We start from the raw sequence: 13,441 nt of genomic DNA on the forward strand, positions 1-13,441 counted from the left end.
TTCCCTTCCGGAATGTAGCAGTTGCTACACCACTTGTAGTCTAGTGTAGCGACTGCTACAAGATGGCATGAGCAGGGCTGTGCAAAATACTGAATTATCGCGTGAAAAACTCCTCCCAATGCTTGCGCAGCATGTTTTGGAGCATGGCGTGCGCTCTGCCAGCCTGCGTCCCTTGGCAAAAGCTGCCGGAACGAGCGACCGGATGCTGATCTATCATTTCGGCAATAAGGAGCGCCTGATATCCGATGTCCTCGCGCATATCGCAGACGTCTATGCGGCAGCGCTCGACGAGAGTTTTGGAGGCGAGCCGTGCAAGTCGCGCGAGGAGTGCCTTCAACGGATCCTTGGCCATACGGGAAATACGGCGATGGAGCCGTTTATTGCGCTCTGGTGGGAAATCGTCGCCGGATGCGCTCGTGGTCACGCCGGACACCGCGAAGCAGCACAAGCCATCATGACCCGTCTGTTGACCTGGCTCGAAGCGCATATGCCGCCAGATGATCCCGATCCGCAAGGGGGCGCACGTTATCTTCTCACTCTCATTGAAGGCACACAAATGCTGAGCGCGATCGGCCAGGAGGAAATTGCGCTGGACGGGCTCGCCGCGAGCGGCCTCTAATCGTCTTGCTCACCACGCGCCACCCGCCTAGACGAATGCCGCAATGAAAAAGACTACCGGAACCGATCGCAACGTGACGCGAACATGGCGTCCTGCCACGCAGGCCGTGCGCGGCGGCACATGGCGCAGCGAGCATGGCGAGACGAGCGAGGCGTTGTTCCTCACTTCTGGCTATACGTATGACAATGCCCAAACCGTTGCCGACCGGTTTGCCGGCGAGGCGGCAGGGATGACCTACTCGCGCCTGCAGAACCCGACGGTGGCGATGCTGGAAGAGCGGATCGCGCTGATGGAAGGCGCGGAGGCTTGCCGGGCGCAGGCGAGCGGGATGGCCGCGATGACCACGGCCTTGCTCTGCCAACTGGAAAGCGGCGATCACGTGGTTGCGGCGAAGGCCGCATTCGGGTCGTGCCGCTGGCTTGTCGACAACTTGCTGCCGAAGTGGGGGATCGAAACCACGGTGATCGACAGCGCGGATGATGCAGCCTGGGAAGCGGCAATCCGGCCGAACACCAAGGTCTTTTTCTTCGAAACACCGGCGAACCCGACGCTTGATATCGTCGATCTCAAGTTCGTGTGCGATTTGGCGAAGGCTCATGGCATCACGACCGTGGTCGACAACGCCTTTGCGACACCCGCCTTGCAAAAGCCGATGGATTATGGGGCCGATGTGGTTGCTTATTCGGCCACGAAGCTGATGGATGGGCAAGGCAGGGTGCTCGCCGGCGCGGTATGCGGGAGCGAGCAGTGGATCAATGAAGTGCTGTTGCCGTTCCAACGCAACACTGGCCCCAATATCGCGCCGTTCAATGCCTGGGTGGTGCTCAAGGGGCTGGAGACGCTCTCCATGCGCGCGCATCACCAAAGTGCGAGTGCAGTAGAACTTGGCGCATTCATGGAAGCGCGGGTTCAGCGGATGCTCCACCCCGGCCTGCCAAGCCATCCGCGCCATGACCTCGCCAAGGCCCAGATGCGGGCAACCGGACCGATCTTCGCGTTTGATCTCGGCAGCCGCGAGAAGGCATTTGCGCTGCTCGATGCGCTGCAGCTGATTGATATCTCGAATAATATTGGCGATTCGCGGAGTCTGATGTGCCACCCTGCGTCGACCACCCACGCCAGCATGACGCCCGAAGCGCGCAATGACATGGGGGTGACGGAGGGCCTGCTCCGCATCAATGTGGGCCTTGAGGATATCGAGGACATCAAGGAAGACATCGACCAGGCGCTGTCTGCTGCCGGTTTCTGAAGGGAGAGGCATGTCAGAGGCGTTCGATCCCTTCTGGCAGGATGCTGCCAAACATGTCCGTCAGCTGGGCTTATCGCCAAACGATGTGCTGGCTCCCGGCGGCTTCCAGTTTCTCCTTCAGGGGTGTTACAATGGTGATAACGCGCCCGCCTTGAGCCGCCTGAAGGCCTTGATCCTTCACAAGGGCAGGCTGGAAGAGGTGCCGGCTGAGCACCTGGTATCCGCGCTCGACAGTTTCGTTCCGACATTCGCCAACGAGGTCTTCATTGTGCTTTCGCGGGAGGGCGCAGCGATTGAGCCCGGCAGTCCGCATATGATGGATCGTGAACAATTGATCCTCAACGCGCTGCTTGCCAGCGACCGGAAATCGACGCGCGATGTCGCACGCGCGCGTGTGCCCGCCACTCAGATGGGGGAAGGGCGCGTGCTGCTGGAAACCGCCTTTGGCCATCTGATGCTGGTTGATGGAAGCGATATCGCGATTGTGCCGCACCTGATCCGTGACGGCTGCTTTGATCGAAACCTTACCGACATAATCGGAACCATTCTTCAGCCAGGCATGACCTTCATCGATGTCGGAGCCAATTTTGGCACTTACACCCTGATCGGCGCCGCGCAAGTGGGTGAAGAGGGCAGGGTCATCGCAGTCGAGCCAGCCCCGGCAATCGCTGCCTTGCTGTTCGCGACCCTTTCGATGAACGGTTATCTCAAACGCACCGAACTCTTGCGTTGCGCCTTGGGTGCCAGTGATGGGGTCCAAACGCTTTACGAGTTCGCCACCTTGCAGGGTAGCAATACACTCCTCGCCGACGTCGCCGAAACCGCACGAGCGAATTTCAACGAGGATATCACAACCCGAGAGGTCGAATGCCGCACGCTCGATGGCATAGTTGACGAGCAGGCACTGGACCGGATCGACCTGGTCAAGATCGACGTTGAGGGTTTTGAGTACGAGGTCTTGCAGGGCGCGCGAGAGGCGCTCCTGCAGTTCCGCCCGCAGCTCATCCTTGAGTGGCACACCGACTTTTTCGACGGACGCCCGGAGGCGGCACGAGCGTTGTACCAATTGCTGACCGAAGAATTGGCCTATGGCTTGAACAGGATCGATGCGGATGCGAACATCCGTGCGATCGGGTTCGATGAATTGATGCAGCTCGAACATTCGGACCTCCTTGCGCGCCCGTCGCAGCCCGCTGACGGGGCCAAATAGAGATCGGTTGAGGTAGGAATGGCGGATTTGCCGGGTGGAAGACGCGCTCGGCAATTGCCATTATCTCTATCGCATGCCAGCCAGGCTATTCGCCTAGCAAGGAGCAATCCACGATGAACCGCCGCGTAGAATTGGTCTTCGATTTCGTCAGCCCCAATGCCTACCTGATCTGGTATCCCTTGCGTGAGGTGCTCAAGCGGACCGATGCCGGGCTCGATGTGATCCCGGCATTTCTGGCAGGAATGCATCGGATAACCGGCAACGCCCCGCCAATGATCCGCGACAAGGATGTAAAGGGCAAAGTTGAATACAGCATGCTCGAGTTCAACCGGTTCATCGCGAAGCATCAGTTGGATCGATTCCGGATGAATCCGAAATTCCCGTTTAATTCCATTCTTTTGCAGCGCTTGCTTTATGCAGCAGATCAGGATGGGCGCGCAGTGCAGATGATCGAGGTGATGCTCCCTCAGATCTGGGAGAAGGGGCTCGACGTTTCCGATCCTGACGCGATTGCAGAGGCGCTGCAAAACGGCGGCTTTGATGCCTCCGACCTGATGGCCAGAGCCGCCAGTGAGGAGGTGAAGCAGGGCCTGGTCGAAAGCACGAGCGCCGTCGCCGATCGCGGCGCCTTTGGCATCCCTACGGTGTGGGTGGGCGATGAAATGTTCTTTGGCAAGGAACGCCTGACGCAGATCGAGGAAGAGCTTGAGCGCCAGTAACACCGCCGCACAAACTCCTACGCAACACAGAATGCGTGACGCTTGCACTCGATGCAAGAATCCGGTGCAAACATGTCGCAGTCACGCAATTCAAAGTGGATTAACGCGGCTTACCCTCTTGTGAGCGGATTACGAATCGCTACCTTGGGAAGCAATGAAAGAGCTGTTTGATCACTCCGCCACGACAGAAGGCGTGACTGTTCGGGTTGCAGTCAATTTCCTTCCTGAACAATCGCATCCCGATGCGGGTAAATGGTTCTGGGTGTATCACATCCGGATCGAGAACGGCTCGCACGAGGCGCTGCAGCTTCGCACCCGGCATTGGCGCATCACCGACGGCAGCGGTCAGGTCAATCATGTCGATGGAGAAGGCGTGGTGGGCGAAAAGCCGCACCTAAAGCCGGGCCAGAGCCATGATTATGTGTCGGGCTGTCCGCTAGCGACACCGCATGGTTCGATGGAAGGCTTCTACACCTTTGTGCGCGATGATGGCTCGCCGCTGGAGGTGCGCATTCCCTTCTTCCCGCTCGCAGCCCCTGCAACTGCGGACTGACCTGAGAACCAATCGCTTGCAGCGGCCAACTGCGCGGATTAGAGCCGCGCGGATATGAAACGCACCCATCTGCCTTTGAACGCCCTGCGTGTTTATGACGCCGCGGCACGGCACCTGAGCTTCACCCGCGCGGCGGATGAGCTTGCGGTGACGCCGGCGGCTGTCGGACAGCAGATCCGTGCGCTCGAAGATCATCTGGGCGTTGTGTTGTTTCGGCGTACGTCAAAGGGGTTGGAACTCACTGAGGAAGGCTGTGCCGGTCTTGATGCCCTGCGTGAGGGCTTCTTGCGGTTCGAGGAAAGCGTTCAGGCGATGCAGGCGGGGCAGGCCTCCGATCGGTATACGATTGCCGCTCCGCGCGAATTCTATGCCCAATGGCTTGCGCCCCGGCTGGCCGCGTTCAGCGCGGAAAACCCTGATATCCGCTACCAGCTTGTCGCGGACGAGAATGCGGACTTTACCGAAGCCAATCTCGACCTAGCGATCCGTCTGGTTGATGGGCCGGGCGATCTCGAGGGCGTTGAACTGGCTCCGGCAGAGCGCGTCCAGGTAGCTGCACCCGATGCACCTGAGACATGGATCAGCTATCCCACCGCGAACTTGCCTGAGGGCGCCATCGCAACGGTCCAGGTCGGTAATCCGGGACAGGCTCTGTCCTCTGCGCTCGCGGGATTGGGAAGGACCGTGTTGCCATTGCCGCTCGCGGCAGAAGCGCTCGCCAACGGCAGGCTGGTGGCGGAGGGAGATCCTGAGCCGAGCCAGCGCTCTTATTGGCTGGTCGCGCCGCGTCCGCAGTGGCGGCAGAAAAAGGTCAAGGCGCTGGTCGCGCACCTAACGGCGTGATGACAAGCAGGCTCGCGACGCCAACGCTGGAGACCGAGCGATTCATCCTGCGCCCTCTTGTAAGAGAGGATGCAGAGGCCTTCTATCCAACTCTCTCCGATCCAGAGCAATGCGCCTTCCTGTTACAGCCAGCTTTTTCCAGTATCGACCAACTCGCCGACTGGTTGTGTGATCGCGAATGGGATGGTCGCAGCTGGACCGCTGTTGACCGCGAGAATGACGAATGCGTTGCGCGTCTGGTCGCGGTTCCTGCAGGCGATCAGCAATCGGGAATTGGGTACATCACTGCAGCGCATCGACAAGGTGAAGGCATTGCAAAGGAATGCGCAGGCGAGCTCATGCGATATTTGTTCGAAGCCGAACAGCATCACCGACTGACGGCCGGCACGGATCCTCAGAATTCCGCTTCAAACCGAGTGTTGGAAAAGCTTGGGTTCCGGCGGGAAGCGCACTTCGTCAAAAGCGTGAAGACCCATATGGGCTGGTGCGACGAGTATATATGGGCGCTGCTTCGTAGTGATTGGCAGGCTCGGCAATAAAATAGGCGGCCGCCCGTGAGAGGTGAGCGGCCGCCTTCATCCGCAGGCTTCATGATTTGGGGAAGAGGCCTGCGGGGTATCTGACCCACGCAAGGCAGCTTCAGGCGATAGCGACGCCCATTGATTGCAGCCCGCCGCTGAGCGTCGCAAGCGTGGCGAACAGGGCCATCACCGTCACGCTGACTTTCTCGGCGACGCGGCGGCTGATCACCAGCGGCTTGGCCGCTTCGCGAAAGCGCTGCTTGTATTCAGGGTGTTCGGTCCCCATCCAGCGATCCCAGAACGTGAAGTAGAAACCGTAATTGTAGCGCCCTTCGCTGTGATGGAGGTCATGGTGGGTCGTAGTGCTGATCCAGTCAGTCCACTTGCTGTCGACCCAGCCTGCCGGGTGCAGCTCAACCCCTGCATGCTGCATGACATTGCGGATGATCTGGATCCAGATGAAGAACAGCACTGCCATCCCTGCATAAGCAATGCCCATCAGGCTCGTCGCGAGCAGAAACAGCGGCACATAGGCAGCCTCCAGTACCGCTTCACCAACAGAGAAGCTGTAGGCTGTGAACGGCGTCGGCGTGCGCGACTTGTGATGATGCAGGTGAAGCGGACGGAACAGCTTCGGGTGATGCATCGCGCGGTGCAGCCAGTAGAAATAGGCATCATGCACAATGATCATGACCGCGACCTGAGCGGTGAGCAGCCACAAGGAATACTCTTGCAGATGCAGCAGGATGATCCCGGCGTCGCGCAGCACGAGAATGCTTATTGTCGTGACGGCAAAGAAAAACACCGTGCGCAGCGAGGAAACGAACTCCCGGCGATAATCCATGCCCTTGGCGCGGCGCTCCTGGATGCGGCGATTGTTCGCCCATGTCTTGAAGACCAGCAGGAATGCAAACATCGCTCCGGCAGCAATCAGATAGCGGGAGAAATCAAGGTACATGCCCCACATGATATGATCGCTGATGCGATCGAGGAATGCGGGCGGAGTGCGTGCTGCTGTGGATGCGAATAGGTCAAACATGGTCAACTCCATCAACTTCGATGAGCCAAACCTGATCGATTCGGACACAAAACTCTCCGCACCACTGAAGAATCCCGAGCGATTTCGCAAATGCGCAGGGTTTTTCAGTTTTGATCGAGGATCTGGCCTATCTTTTCACGCCGGTAATCGCTTGGAGTTGTTCCACTTTCCGCTCTGAACGCGCGGTTGAATGTCGCGAGCGAGTTGTACCCCAAATCCATCGCGATTGTCAGCACAGGAACGTCGACTTTCGCTTTATCAGCGAGAATTGCGCGCGCTTCTGCGATCCGATGGCCGTTCAGGAAAGCGGAAAAATTTCTGTGTCCAAGTCCCTTGTTGATCAGCGCCCGCAAGCGGTGTTCCGGCACTTCGAGATGGTCTGCGAGGCCTGCTATGGTGAGGCCGGGCGTGCGATAAAAGCGCTCGGCCATAAGCCCATCGAGCTTTTCCTTCAGCACCAGTTCCGAAGTGGACAAAGCATTCTTGGCGGACGGGGTGGGCACCGGGCTATCGCTCGACTGGACCAGCAATTCTGGATCGGGCGTTAGCAGAGCGAGCCCGGCAAACAACGTCAGCAGAACGATCAGGCCGGCATTGACCATCTGGACCCAGGCGATTGAGAGCGCCTGGCCCTGCACCATCTCGAAGATCAGGACGCCGCCAGATTGCAATCCAACAAAGATCGGCAGCCAGAGGCGGATCATCCTGCGTTTTTCGATCAGATCATCGTCAAGATCCGCGATGGCCACGCGGATCAGGTCAATGACCAAAGCGAGGCCGACTAAATGAATTACATAAAACCCAACCGGCCTCGACCAGGGCTGAAAACTGCCGAAATACCAGCAAATCAGCTGGATCGCGACGAGCGCCCAGAAAAGCCCCCGATCGGGCTCCTTTTCGAACAGACGCCGCGCAAACAGCCACAGCCAGAACGGCACGGTAAGCGACAATAGGTCCGCAAAACGGAACAGCGGCAGGAATTCGCGGATCGCAGGTGACGAGTTGAGCAGATAGGCCATTGCGCCCAACAGGAGCCCGGCAAGTGGCACCTTGATGCTTGTACGAACCGCGCCCGCCAGCAGAAGGATCAGCAGCAGCAGGCTCGAGCCAATCGCAATAAAGCGCAGTGCAATGTCAATCGATTCAACCATCAGGCGAGTGATGATAACGCCAAGCGGTTCAAGCGCCAGAGTCGCTTGTCGATTAGCTGGGCAGGGTCAGTGCAATCCGATCCTGCACGGCATCATATTGCACTTCGATCCCCGCGGCGCGGAGCTCGTAAAAGGGGAGAAATCCGGTCCCGTTCTCAAGCGCAGCAGACAATCGTGGTCCAAGCGTCGAAGCGCGCGACCCGATTGCACGTGCGACCGAACTGGTCGCAATCAGGATCTGAGCGTTGTCAGCGACGCGAATGTCCGCTGTTCCGCGGGCTACTCCGTCGACAATGAGCGGCATGCGGGTCTGAATGCTGCCATCAGACGGATTGTAGCTGTTGGCAGCGGCGTATCGAGCCAGGTCATAGTCGAGCGCGAGCATGCCACCTGGTCCTGTGGCCACAGGCCTTGCGGTTTCGCGTAAAGCTCTAGTTGCGTCAGAAGGGCTTGCGTCACGAGAGGCCGGATCCTCGTCTTCCGGAGCTGTCACCACCCCGGCGGGGTCATCGGACAGTTCCCGATCTGAGGTTGTCAGAACATCAAGCGATGGCGACAGAATGCGCATTTCTGGCAGTGAAACCCGCAAGGGATAGTCTGCCTCTGAAACAGTTCTTGCCAGCGGTGATAGAGACCATGCCATACCAGCGGCCAGGCCAAACAGGGCTGAGAATAGCAGGACAACAGCCGTCAGTGCCGGACTTCTGATACGGCTGACACTGTCACGTCCAATCGGAAACTCGTGCATCCCCATGGTTGGTGTATTTGCCACGGTATCGCGCGTTCGCAAAGCGTTTGCTCAGAGGTGTCAGAAAAAGGGAGACTTCGCCCAGGACAGCGCAGTTGTGCCCGCCATGATTGCAACCCCATAAGGGAACAGGGCGTGGTTGCCGGTGATTGGGCTTTTTGACTTCCCGATGAAGCGCCGCAGGATGATCCAGCCAACCATGAGCGCCGCGCCCAGGAGGGACACCCACAAGAGCATATCGAGCGCGTCACCTATCGCGAAATAGGCGGCGGCCCCGGTGTAGAACTTGACGTCCCCGCCGCCGAACCACTTCATTGCAAACAGCGGCATTCCGACAATCAGTGCCACCAGGGCATGAAGACCATGCCAGGCAAGCCCGCTCCAATCAGCCAGATAGAAGCCGTGGGCGAGACCATAGATCAGCAGGATAAGCGAAAGCCAGTTTGGCAATCGGCGATCCTTGACGTCGCTTAGTGCACCGATGGCAAGCAGAAGCGTCAGGCCCGCAGGCCAGAATAACGCAGTTTCCATGAAACGGACTTACCTGTTTGGTGTTTTGGTCAACTCGACGCGGACAGGATAGCTGCGAGCACGCGGCCGCGTCACGCCCTGTGATCCGGGCTTGGAGAGGCTGATGCGCGCAGGCGCGGATGCCTGATGATTCCCGGCGCCGACCAAGCTGATCACGGTCGGGTTGCGCTTCTTGCTGACAGCGTCTGCGGTTGCCGCCTCGACAGCTGACGAAACCAGCGACTGGTTTCGGTTGGCAGAGCGCTCACGCGTCGAAACAGACGCAAGGTTATCACCACTCTCCGCCACGCTTGCATTGGTCGCAACCGCGAGTTCGCGGTTGGCCTTGCGCGTCACTGCAAGCGGCCTTGCCGTCTCAAGGGTGATGGCTCCCATGCGCTGCGAGGGCGCAGGGGCATCGAGCAATCCTTCGGACAGCGCCGCTTGTTCGGCCTGCGCAAGCATTCTGGCTGATTCTGCATCGCGCATGGCAAGGGCGCGCTGACTTTGACCCAGAGGTGAATCATAGAAATTTGCGAGATTTGCAGCGTAGCGCGGATTGCTCGAATCGATCGTCATAGCTGTCTTGAAATAGCGCTCCGCCAGGTCGGCCCGACCTAGCCGCGCATAAGCGACAGCCATGCCGTTGAATGCGTCTGCCGCGACTTCTTCGTTAAGGGCGGCGAGCCGAAACAGTTCGATCGCACGGGCAGGGTAGCCTGCCGAGAGCGCCGCCCGGCCTTTCTCAAGCTCTTCAGAACCAAAGACAGCAGCCGTTGCAACGGGTTGCTCTGCACGGGTTTGCTTGAAGGAAAAGAAATTGCTGATGCTTTGACAGCCTGAAAGTGCCGTCGCGGCCAGGACTACGGTTGTGATTCGATAAGCGGTCTTCATGGTTTTCCCCTCAAGACAGTGCCGGCATGATTTCGCGAATGGCGCGAACGATAGCGGGGAGGGTCAGCACCCCGATCATGGCTGGCAACATAAACAGAACCAGTGGAATGGAAATCAGAACTGGCAAACGGTGCGCCTTTTCCTCTGCGCGCAGCCGACGAGCCTCACGCATTTCAGCGGCATAGACGCGCAATGTCTGAGCCAGGCTGGTTCCCAGCTTGTCGGACTGAATGAGCAAGGTTGAGAAAGAGCGGATTTCATCCACCCCTGCTTCGTCGCCCATCTTTCTCAAGGCATTCTCGCGGCTTTCGCCTGCGCGCATGAGCAGTGTTGCCTGCGTCAACATCGTGGCAATACGCGGATGGCTTGTCACCACTTCGCGGCCAACCCGGTCCAGCGTGGACTCCAGACCAAGTCCAGCTTCAACGCAGACCAGCATCAGGTCGAGCGAATCCGGAAAACCGTTGATGATTTCGGTCCGGCGGCGTTCCGCCTTGGCGCGGATGAACAGATTGGGGATGTAGAGACCGAGAACCATCAGGATCCCGCAAGTGAAGTACATGCGTCCAACGCTCGGCGGCTCTGCAGAATTGAGCGAGAAAAGCAGATAGAGGCTCGGCAGGACGAAAATCATCAGCAGGCGCACAAGCGTGTAAACACGTGGCGCAGTTGGCGACATGTAGCCCGCAGCGCGCAGTTGCTTTGCGACCTCCGTCTCTGCCGTATCGCCCAGATTGAGGCCGGCCTCCTCAATCCGCTTGGCCAGCTTCGCCCAGGCGCTGTCAGTGCGCTTGCGAGTCAGCGATTCCGCGGTGGGCGAACTCGTGTCTGCAGACATGGCTGCAAGTTCACGCGAAACCTGCATCCGGCGCGTGGTGAGATTGGAGATGACGAACACTACCAGAGCCACGACTCCGAAAACGAGTACCAGAAGCAGAGCGCGAACAATCCAGTTGGAGGTGACTAGTTCAAGCATCTCACACCTTCAGATCAATCAAGCGGCGAATGACGTAAACCCCGACGCAGTACATCACGATGAGTGTAACCGCGCTGTAGATGAAGATCGGGTCCTCCGCCGCTTCAAGATAATATTGAGGTGCCAATGAAAAGATCAGGACGAAAGTAACGACCGGCAAACCTGTCAGCATCCAGCCGGTCATGCGGCCTTCTGAACTGAGCGCGCGAACCTTCATGAACATCTGGTGGCGGTCGCGGATAACCTTGGCGATGTTGTCGAGGATTTCAGCAAGATTACCGCCGGTCTGGCTCTGTACGGAAAGCGAGACCACAAACATCCGCATGTCTTCAAGGTCCCAGCGATCTGCCATATGTTCCAGAGCCCCGATCAAGTCCGCACCATAGGCCACTTCATCGCTGATAAGACCAAACTCCGATCCGATCGGGTCTTCCATTTCCTTGGTCAGCAGATCGATTGCCGATGCAATCGGGTGACCTGAACGCAGCGCCCGGACGAAAATGTCGAGAGCAACTGGGAATTGCCGTTCCATACGGTTGCGACGGGAACGGGCCATATTGCCGAGCACGAGAATCGGGATGAAAACCGCTACCGCGATCGCGAAAATGAACACCATCAGGATGGTGCCAAAGCCGACTCCCGCACCGCTGGCAGCGGAGAACAGCACGCCGACAAGAAACACTGCAGCAAAACCGAGCGCCATGAACACCATGATCTGGCCGGCAGAGAACGGTATCGATGCAGCGAAAACCGTCTTCTCGAACTGCGCGATAAGAGCTTCGATACCCTGCGGCAGTTCCGCGCGCTGGCGCGGCCGGTTCTTGATCAGTTTGCCGACAACAACGTCGCGGTTCTGGCCTGAGCCAATCATCCGCAAGCGTTTGTTGACTGCGCCGCGATAGCTCCTGCTCGCGGCGTAGTTCGACACGAGAGCCTGAGCGATCAGGAACACTGCGGCAAAGACCGCGATCATGATGAAAATGCGTGTGATCTCAAGTGTCATGGCGCTCAATCCATCCGCATTTCCGGCCTGAACAGGCTGGCGGGAAGCTTGATCCCATGCGCTTCCGCTTCGATCAGGAACTTCGGCCGAATGCCCGTCGCTTCGAAGTGGCCCACGACCTGTCGGTTTTCGTCAACCCCTTCGGCCTTGAAGCGGAAGATTTCCTGCATGGTGATGGTATCGCCTTCCATGCCGGTCAACTCGGACAGGCTGGTTACCTTGCGGCGACCATCGCTGAGACGCGAGACCTGCAACACAACATGAATTGCCGAGGCAATCTGGTTGCGCGCAGCGCGCACCGGCATATCGATCCCGCTCATGCCGATCATCTGTTCGATGCGGCTGAGGGAGTCGCGCGAGTTGTTCGCGTGGACGGTCGTCATCGAACCATCGTGGCCGGTGTTCATGGCCTGCAGCATGTCGAATGCCTCGCCGGCGCGAACCTCGCCCACGATGATGCGATCCGGGCGCATACGCAGGGCGTTCTTCACGAGATCGCGCTGAGTAACTTCTCCGCGGCCTTCAATGTTGGGCGGACGGGTTTCAAGGCGCGCGACGTGGCTTTGCTGAAGCTGAAGTTCAGCGGAGTCCTCGATCGTGACGATTCGCTCACGTTCGTCAATGTAGCTCGACAGCGCATTGAGCATGGTTGTCTTACCCGAACCGGTACCGCCGGAAATGAGCACGTTTCTGCGTGATCGCACGACTGCCTGCAGCACTTCCGCCATTGGTTCAGGCACAGAACCCAGATCAACCAGCTTCTGCATGCTGATGGGAATCTTCGCAAACTTACGAATGGAGAGCAGCGATCCATCGAGCGCCAGCGGCGCGATGATCGCGTTGACGCGGCTGCCGTCCTTGAGACGCGCATCGACAAAGGGAGAACTCTCGTCGATCCGGCGGCCAACCCCACTGACGATCTTCTGGATGATCCGCATCAGGTGCTTTTCATCCTGGAAACGGATCGCGCTGCGCTCGAGGATACCAGCCCGTTCGACAAAGACCGTGTCTGCCCCGTTGACGAGGATATCGGTAATGCCTTCATCTTTCAGCAGTGGCTCAATCGGGCCAAGACCCAGCAACTCGTCCAGCACTTCATCGACGAGGCTCGCCCGTTCTTCACGGTTCAGCGGCTGATCAAAGCTTGCCAGCAGCTCCGGTATGATGGCGCTGATCTCGGCCTTGATCTGCTCTTCCGGAAGCTTGTCGAGCATCGACAGGTTGAGCTTGTCGAGCAGGGACTGGTGGATGGCAGTACGCAGTTGGAGCAGATGCGAATCGCGCTCAGATGGCTGAGGATGCAGAGCGACGACTTCCGCTTCGTAATTATGCCCCGCATCGTCTCCGAAATCATGCGGTGCGAACTCTTCGCGGATTGCTGCGTCAGGACGTTTGATCTTCCACAT

General features: G+C 58.6%; 15 protein-coding genes. 7 read left to right on the forward strand and 8 right to left on the reverse strand.

Features of this window, described 5'->3' with window-relative positions:
* Positions 1 to 172 precede the first annotated feature (172 nt).
* The 7 genes from ACG9DO_RS09580 (at position 173) to ACG9DO_RS09610 (ending at position 5,732) form a co-directional block, all read left to right on the forward strand.
* The gene (locus ACG9DO_RS09580) at positions 173 to 619 is read left to right on the forward strand and encodes a TetR/AcrR family transcriptional regulator (protein ID WP_394727315.1); all 447 of its coding nucleotides are present in this window, start codon (positions 173 to 175) and stop codon (positions 617 to 619) included.
* Between the two features lie 43 nt (positions 620 to 662).
* Entirely contained in the window at positions 663 to 1,868 is a 1,206-nt protein-coding gene (metZ, locus tag ACG9DO_RS09585) for an O-succinylhomoserine sulfhydrylase (protein WP_394727317.1), read from the forward strand.
* 10 nt (positions 1,869 to 1,878) lie between these two features.
* Positions 1,879 to 3,078: an FkbM family methyltransferase gene (locus ACG9DO_RS09590; RefSeq protein WP_394727319.1), complete on the forward strand. Its 1,200-nt coding sequence runs from the start codon at positions 1,879 to 1,881 to the stop codon at positions 3,076 to 3,078.
* A 113-nt stretch (positions 3,079 to 3,191) separates the two neighbouring features.
* On the forward strand, positions 3,192 to 3,797 hold the full coding sequence (locus tag ACG9DO_RS09595; RefSeq protein WP_394727321.1) for a 2-hydroxychromene-2-carboxylate isomerase: 606 nt from the start codon (positions 3,192 to 3,194) through the stop codon (positions 3,795 to 3,797).
* Between the two features lie 154 nt (positions 3,798 to 3,951).
* The gene (gene apaG / locus ACG9DO_RS09600; RefSeq protein WP_394727322.1) at positions 3,952 to 4,350 is read left to right on the forward strand and encodes a Co2+/Mg2+ efflux protein ApaG; all 399 of its coding nucleotides are present in this window, start codon (positions 3,952 to 3,954) and stop codon (positions 4,348 to 4,350) included.
* Between the two features lie 54 nt (positions 4,351 to 4,404).
* Positions 4,405 to 5,193 carry a LysR family transcriptional regulator gene (locus tag ACG9DO_RS09605; RefSeq protein WP_394727324.1) on the forward strand — a complete coding sequence of 263 codons (789 nt, stop codon included), beginning with the start codon at positions 4,405 to 4,407 and terminating at the stop codon, positions 5,191 to 5,193.
* On the forward strand, positions 5,193 to 5,732 hold the full coding sequence (locus tag ACG9DO_RS09610) for a GNAT family N-acetyltransferase (protein WP_394727326.1): 540 nt from the start codon (positions 5,193 to 5,195) through the stop codon (positions 5,730 to 5,732). Before ACG9DO_RS09605 ends, ACG9DO_RS09610 begins: the two co-directional genes overlap by 1 nt.
* Positions 5,733 to 5,832: 100 nt before the next feature.
* Here the strand turns inward: ACG9DO_RS09610 and ACG9DO_RS09615 are convergent, their stop codons facing one another.
* The 8 genes from ACG9DO_RS09615 to ACG9DO_RS09650 all read right to left on the reverse strand — a co-directional run bounded on the left by ACG9DO_RS09615 (position 5,833) and on the right by ACG9DO_RS09650 (position 13,441).
* Positions 5,833 to 6,753, reverse strand: a complete 921-nt coding sequence (locus ACG9DO_RS09615; protein ID WP_394727327.1) for a sterol desaturase family protein — start codon at positions 6,751 to 6,753, stop codon at positions 5,833 to 5,835.
* Positions 6,754 to 6,857: 104 nt separating this feature from the next.
* Positions 6,858 to 7,904: a helix-turn-helix domain-containing protein gene (locus ACG9DO_RS09620; protein ID WP_394727329.1), complete on the reverse strand. Its 1,047-nt coding sequence runs from the start codon at positions 7,902 to 7,904 to the stop codon at positions 6,858 to 6,860.
* 52 nt (positions 7,905 to 7,956) lie between these two features.
* Positions 7,957 to 8,676, reverse strand: a complete 720-nt coding sequence (locus ACG9DO_RS09625; protein WP_394727331.1) for a hypothetical protein — start codon at positions 8,674 to 8,676, stop codon at positions 7,957 to 7,959.
* Between the two features lie 36 nt (positions 8,677 to 8,712).
* A complete protein-coding gene (locus ACG9DO_RS09630) occupies positions 8,713 to 9,183 on the reverse strand; it encodes a prepilin peptidase (protein ID WP_394727333.1) in 471 nt (156 codons plus the stop codon).
* A 9-nt stretch (positions 9,184 to 9,192) separates the two neighbouring features.
* On the reverse strand, positions 9,193 to 10,056 hold the full coding sequence (locus tag ACG9DO_RS09635) for a tetratricopeptide repeat protein (RefSeq protein ID WP_394727335.1): 864 nt from the start codon (positions 10,054 to 10,056) through the stop codon (positions 9,193 to 9,195).
* 10 nt (positions 10,057 to 10,066) lie between these two features.
* A complete protein-coding gene (locus ACG9DO_RS09640; RefSeq protein ID WP_394727337.1) occupies positions 10,067 to 11,032 on the reverse strand; it encodes a type II secretion system F family protein in 966 nt (321 codons plus the stop codon).
* A gap of 1 nt (position 11,033) precedes the next feature.
* The gene (locus tag ACG9DO_RS09645) at positions 11,034 to 12,035 is read right to left on the reverse strand and encodes a type II secretion system F family protein (protein WP_394727339.1); all 1,002 of its coding nucleotides are present in this window, start codon (positions 12,033 to 12,035) and stop codon (positions 11,034 to 11,036) included.
* A gap of 5 nt (positions 12,036 to 12,040) precedes the next feature.
* On the reverse strand, positions 12,041 to 13,441 hold the full coding sequence (locus ACG9DO_RS09650) for a CpaF family protein (RefSeq protein ID WP_394727341.1): 1,401 nt from the start codon (positions 13,439 to 13,441) through the stop codon (positions 12,041 to 12,043).

Origin of the sequence: Altererythrobacter sp. GH1-8, assembly GCF_043702085.1 — a bacterium.
GTDB lineage: Bacteria > Pseudomonadota > Alphaproteobacteria > Sphingomonadales > Sphingomonadaceae > Erythrobacter.

What these genes read in the sequence shown, in the direction of transcription:
- metZ (WP_394727317.1), top strand. Translation starts at nt 663, where the DNA reads ATGAAAAAGACTACCGGAACCGATCGCAACGTGACGCGAACATGGCGT.
- ACG9DO_RS09590 (WP_394727319.1), top strand. Translation starts at nt 1,879, where the DNA reads ATGTCAGAGGCGTTCGATCCCTTCTGGCAGGATGCTGCCAAACATGTC.
- ACG9DO_RS09595 (WP_394727321.1), top strand. Translation starts at nt 3,192, where the DNA reads ATGAACCGCCGCGTAGAATTGGTCTTCGATTTCGTCAGCCCCAATGCC.
- apaG (WP_394727322.1), top strand. Translation starts at nt 3,952, where the DNA reads ATGAAAGAGCTGTTTGATCACTCCGCCACGACAGAAGGCGTGACTGTT.
- ACG9DO_RS09605 (WP_394727324.1), top strand. Translation starts at nt 4,405, where the DNA reads ATGAAACGCACCCATCTGCCTTTGAACGCCCTGCGTGTTTATGACGCC.
- ACG9DO_RS09610 (WP_394727326.1), top strand. Translation starts at nt 5,193, where the DNA reads ATGACAAGCAGGCTCGCGACGCCAACGCTGGAGACCGAGCGATTCATC.
- ACG9DO_RS09615 (WP_394727327.1), bottom strand. Translation starts at nt 6,753, where the DNA reads ATGTTTGACCTATTCGCATCCACAGCAGCACGCACTCCGCCCGCATTC.
- ACG9DO_RS09620 (WP_394727329.1), bottom strand. Translation starts at nt 7,904, where the DNA reads ATGGTTGAATCGATTGACATTGCACTGCGCTTTATTGCGATTGGCTCG.
- ACG9DO_RS09630 (WP_394727333.1), bottom strand. Translation starts at nt 9,183, where the DNA reads ATGGAAACTGCGTTATTCTGGCCTGCGGGCCTGACGCTTCTGCTTGCC.
- ACG9DO_RS09635 (WP_394727335.1), bottom strand. Translation starts at nt 10,056, where the DNA reads ATGAAGACCGCTTATCGAATCACAACCGTAGTCCTGGCCGCGACGGCA.
- ACG9DO_RS09640 (WP_394727337.1), bottom strand. Translation starts at nt 11,032, where the DNA reads ATGCTTGAACTAGTCACCTCCAACTGGATTGTTCGCGCTCTGCTTCTG.
- ACG9DO_RS09645 (WP_394727339.1), bottom strand. Translation starts at nt 12,035, where the DNA reads ATGACACTTGAGATCACACGCATTTTCATCATGATCGCGGTCTTTGCC.
- ACG9DO_RS09650 (WP_394727341.1), bottom strand. Translation starts at nt 13,441, where the DNA reads ATGTGGAAGATCAAACGTCCTGACGCAGCAATCCGCGAAGAGTTCGCA.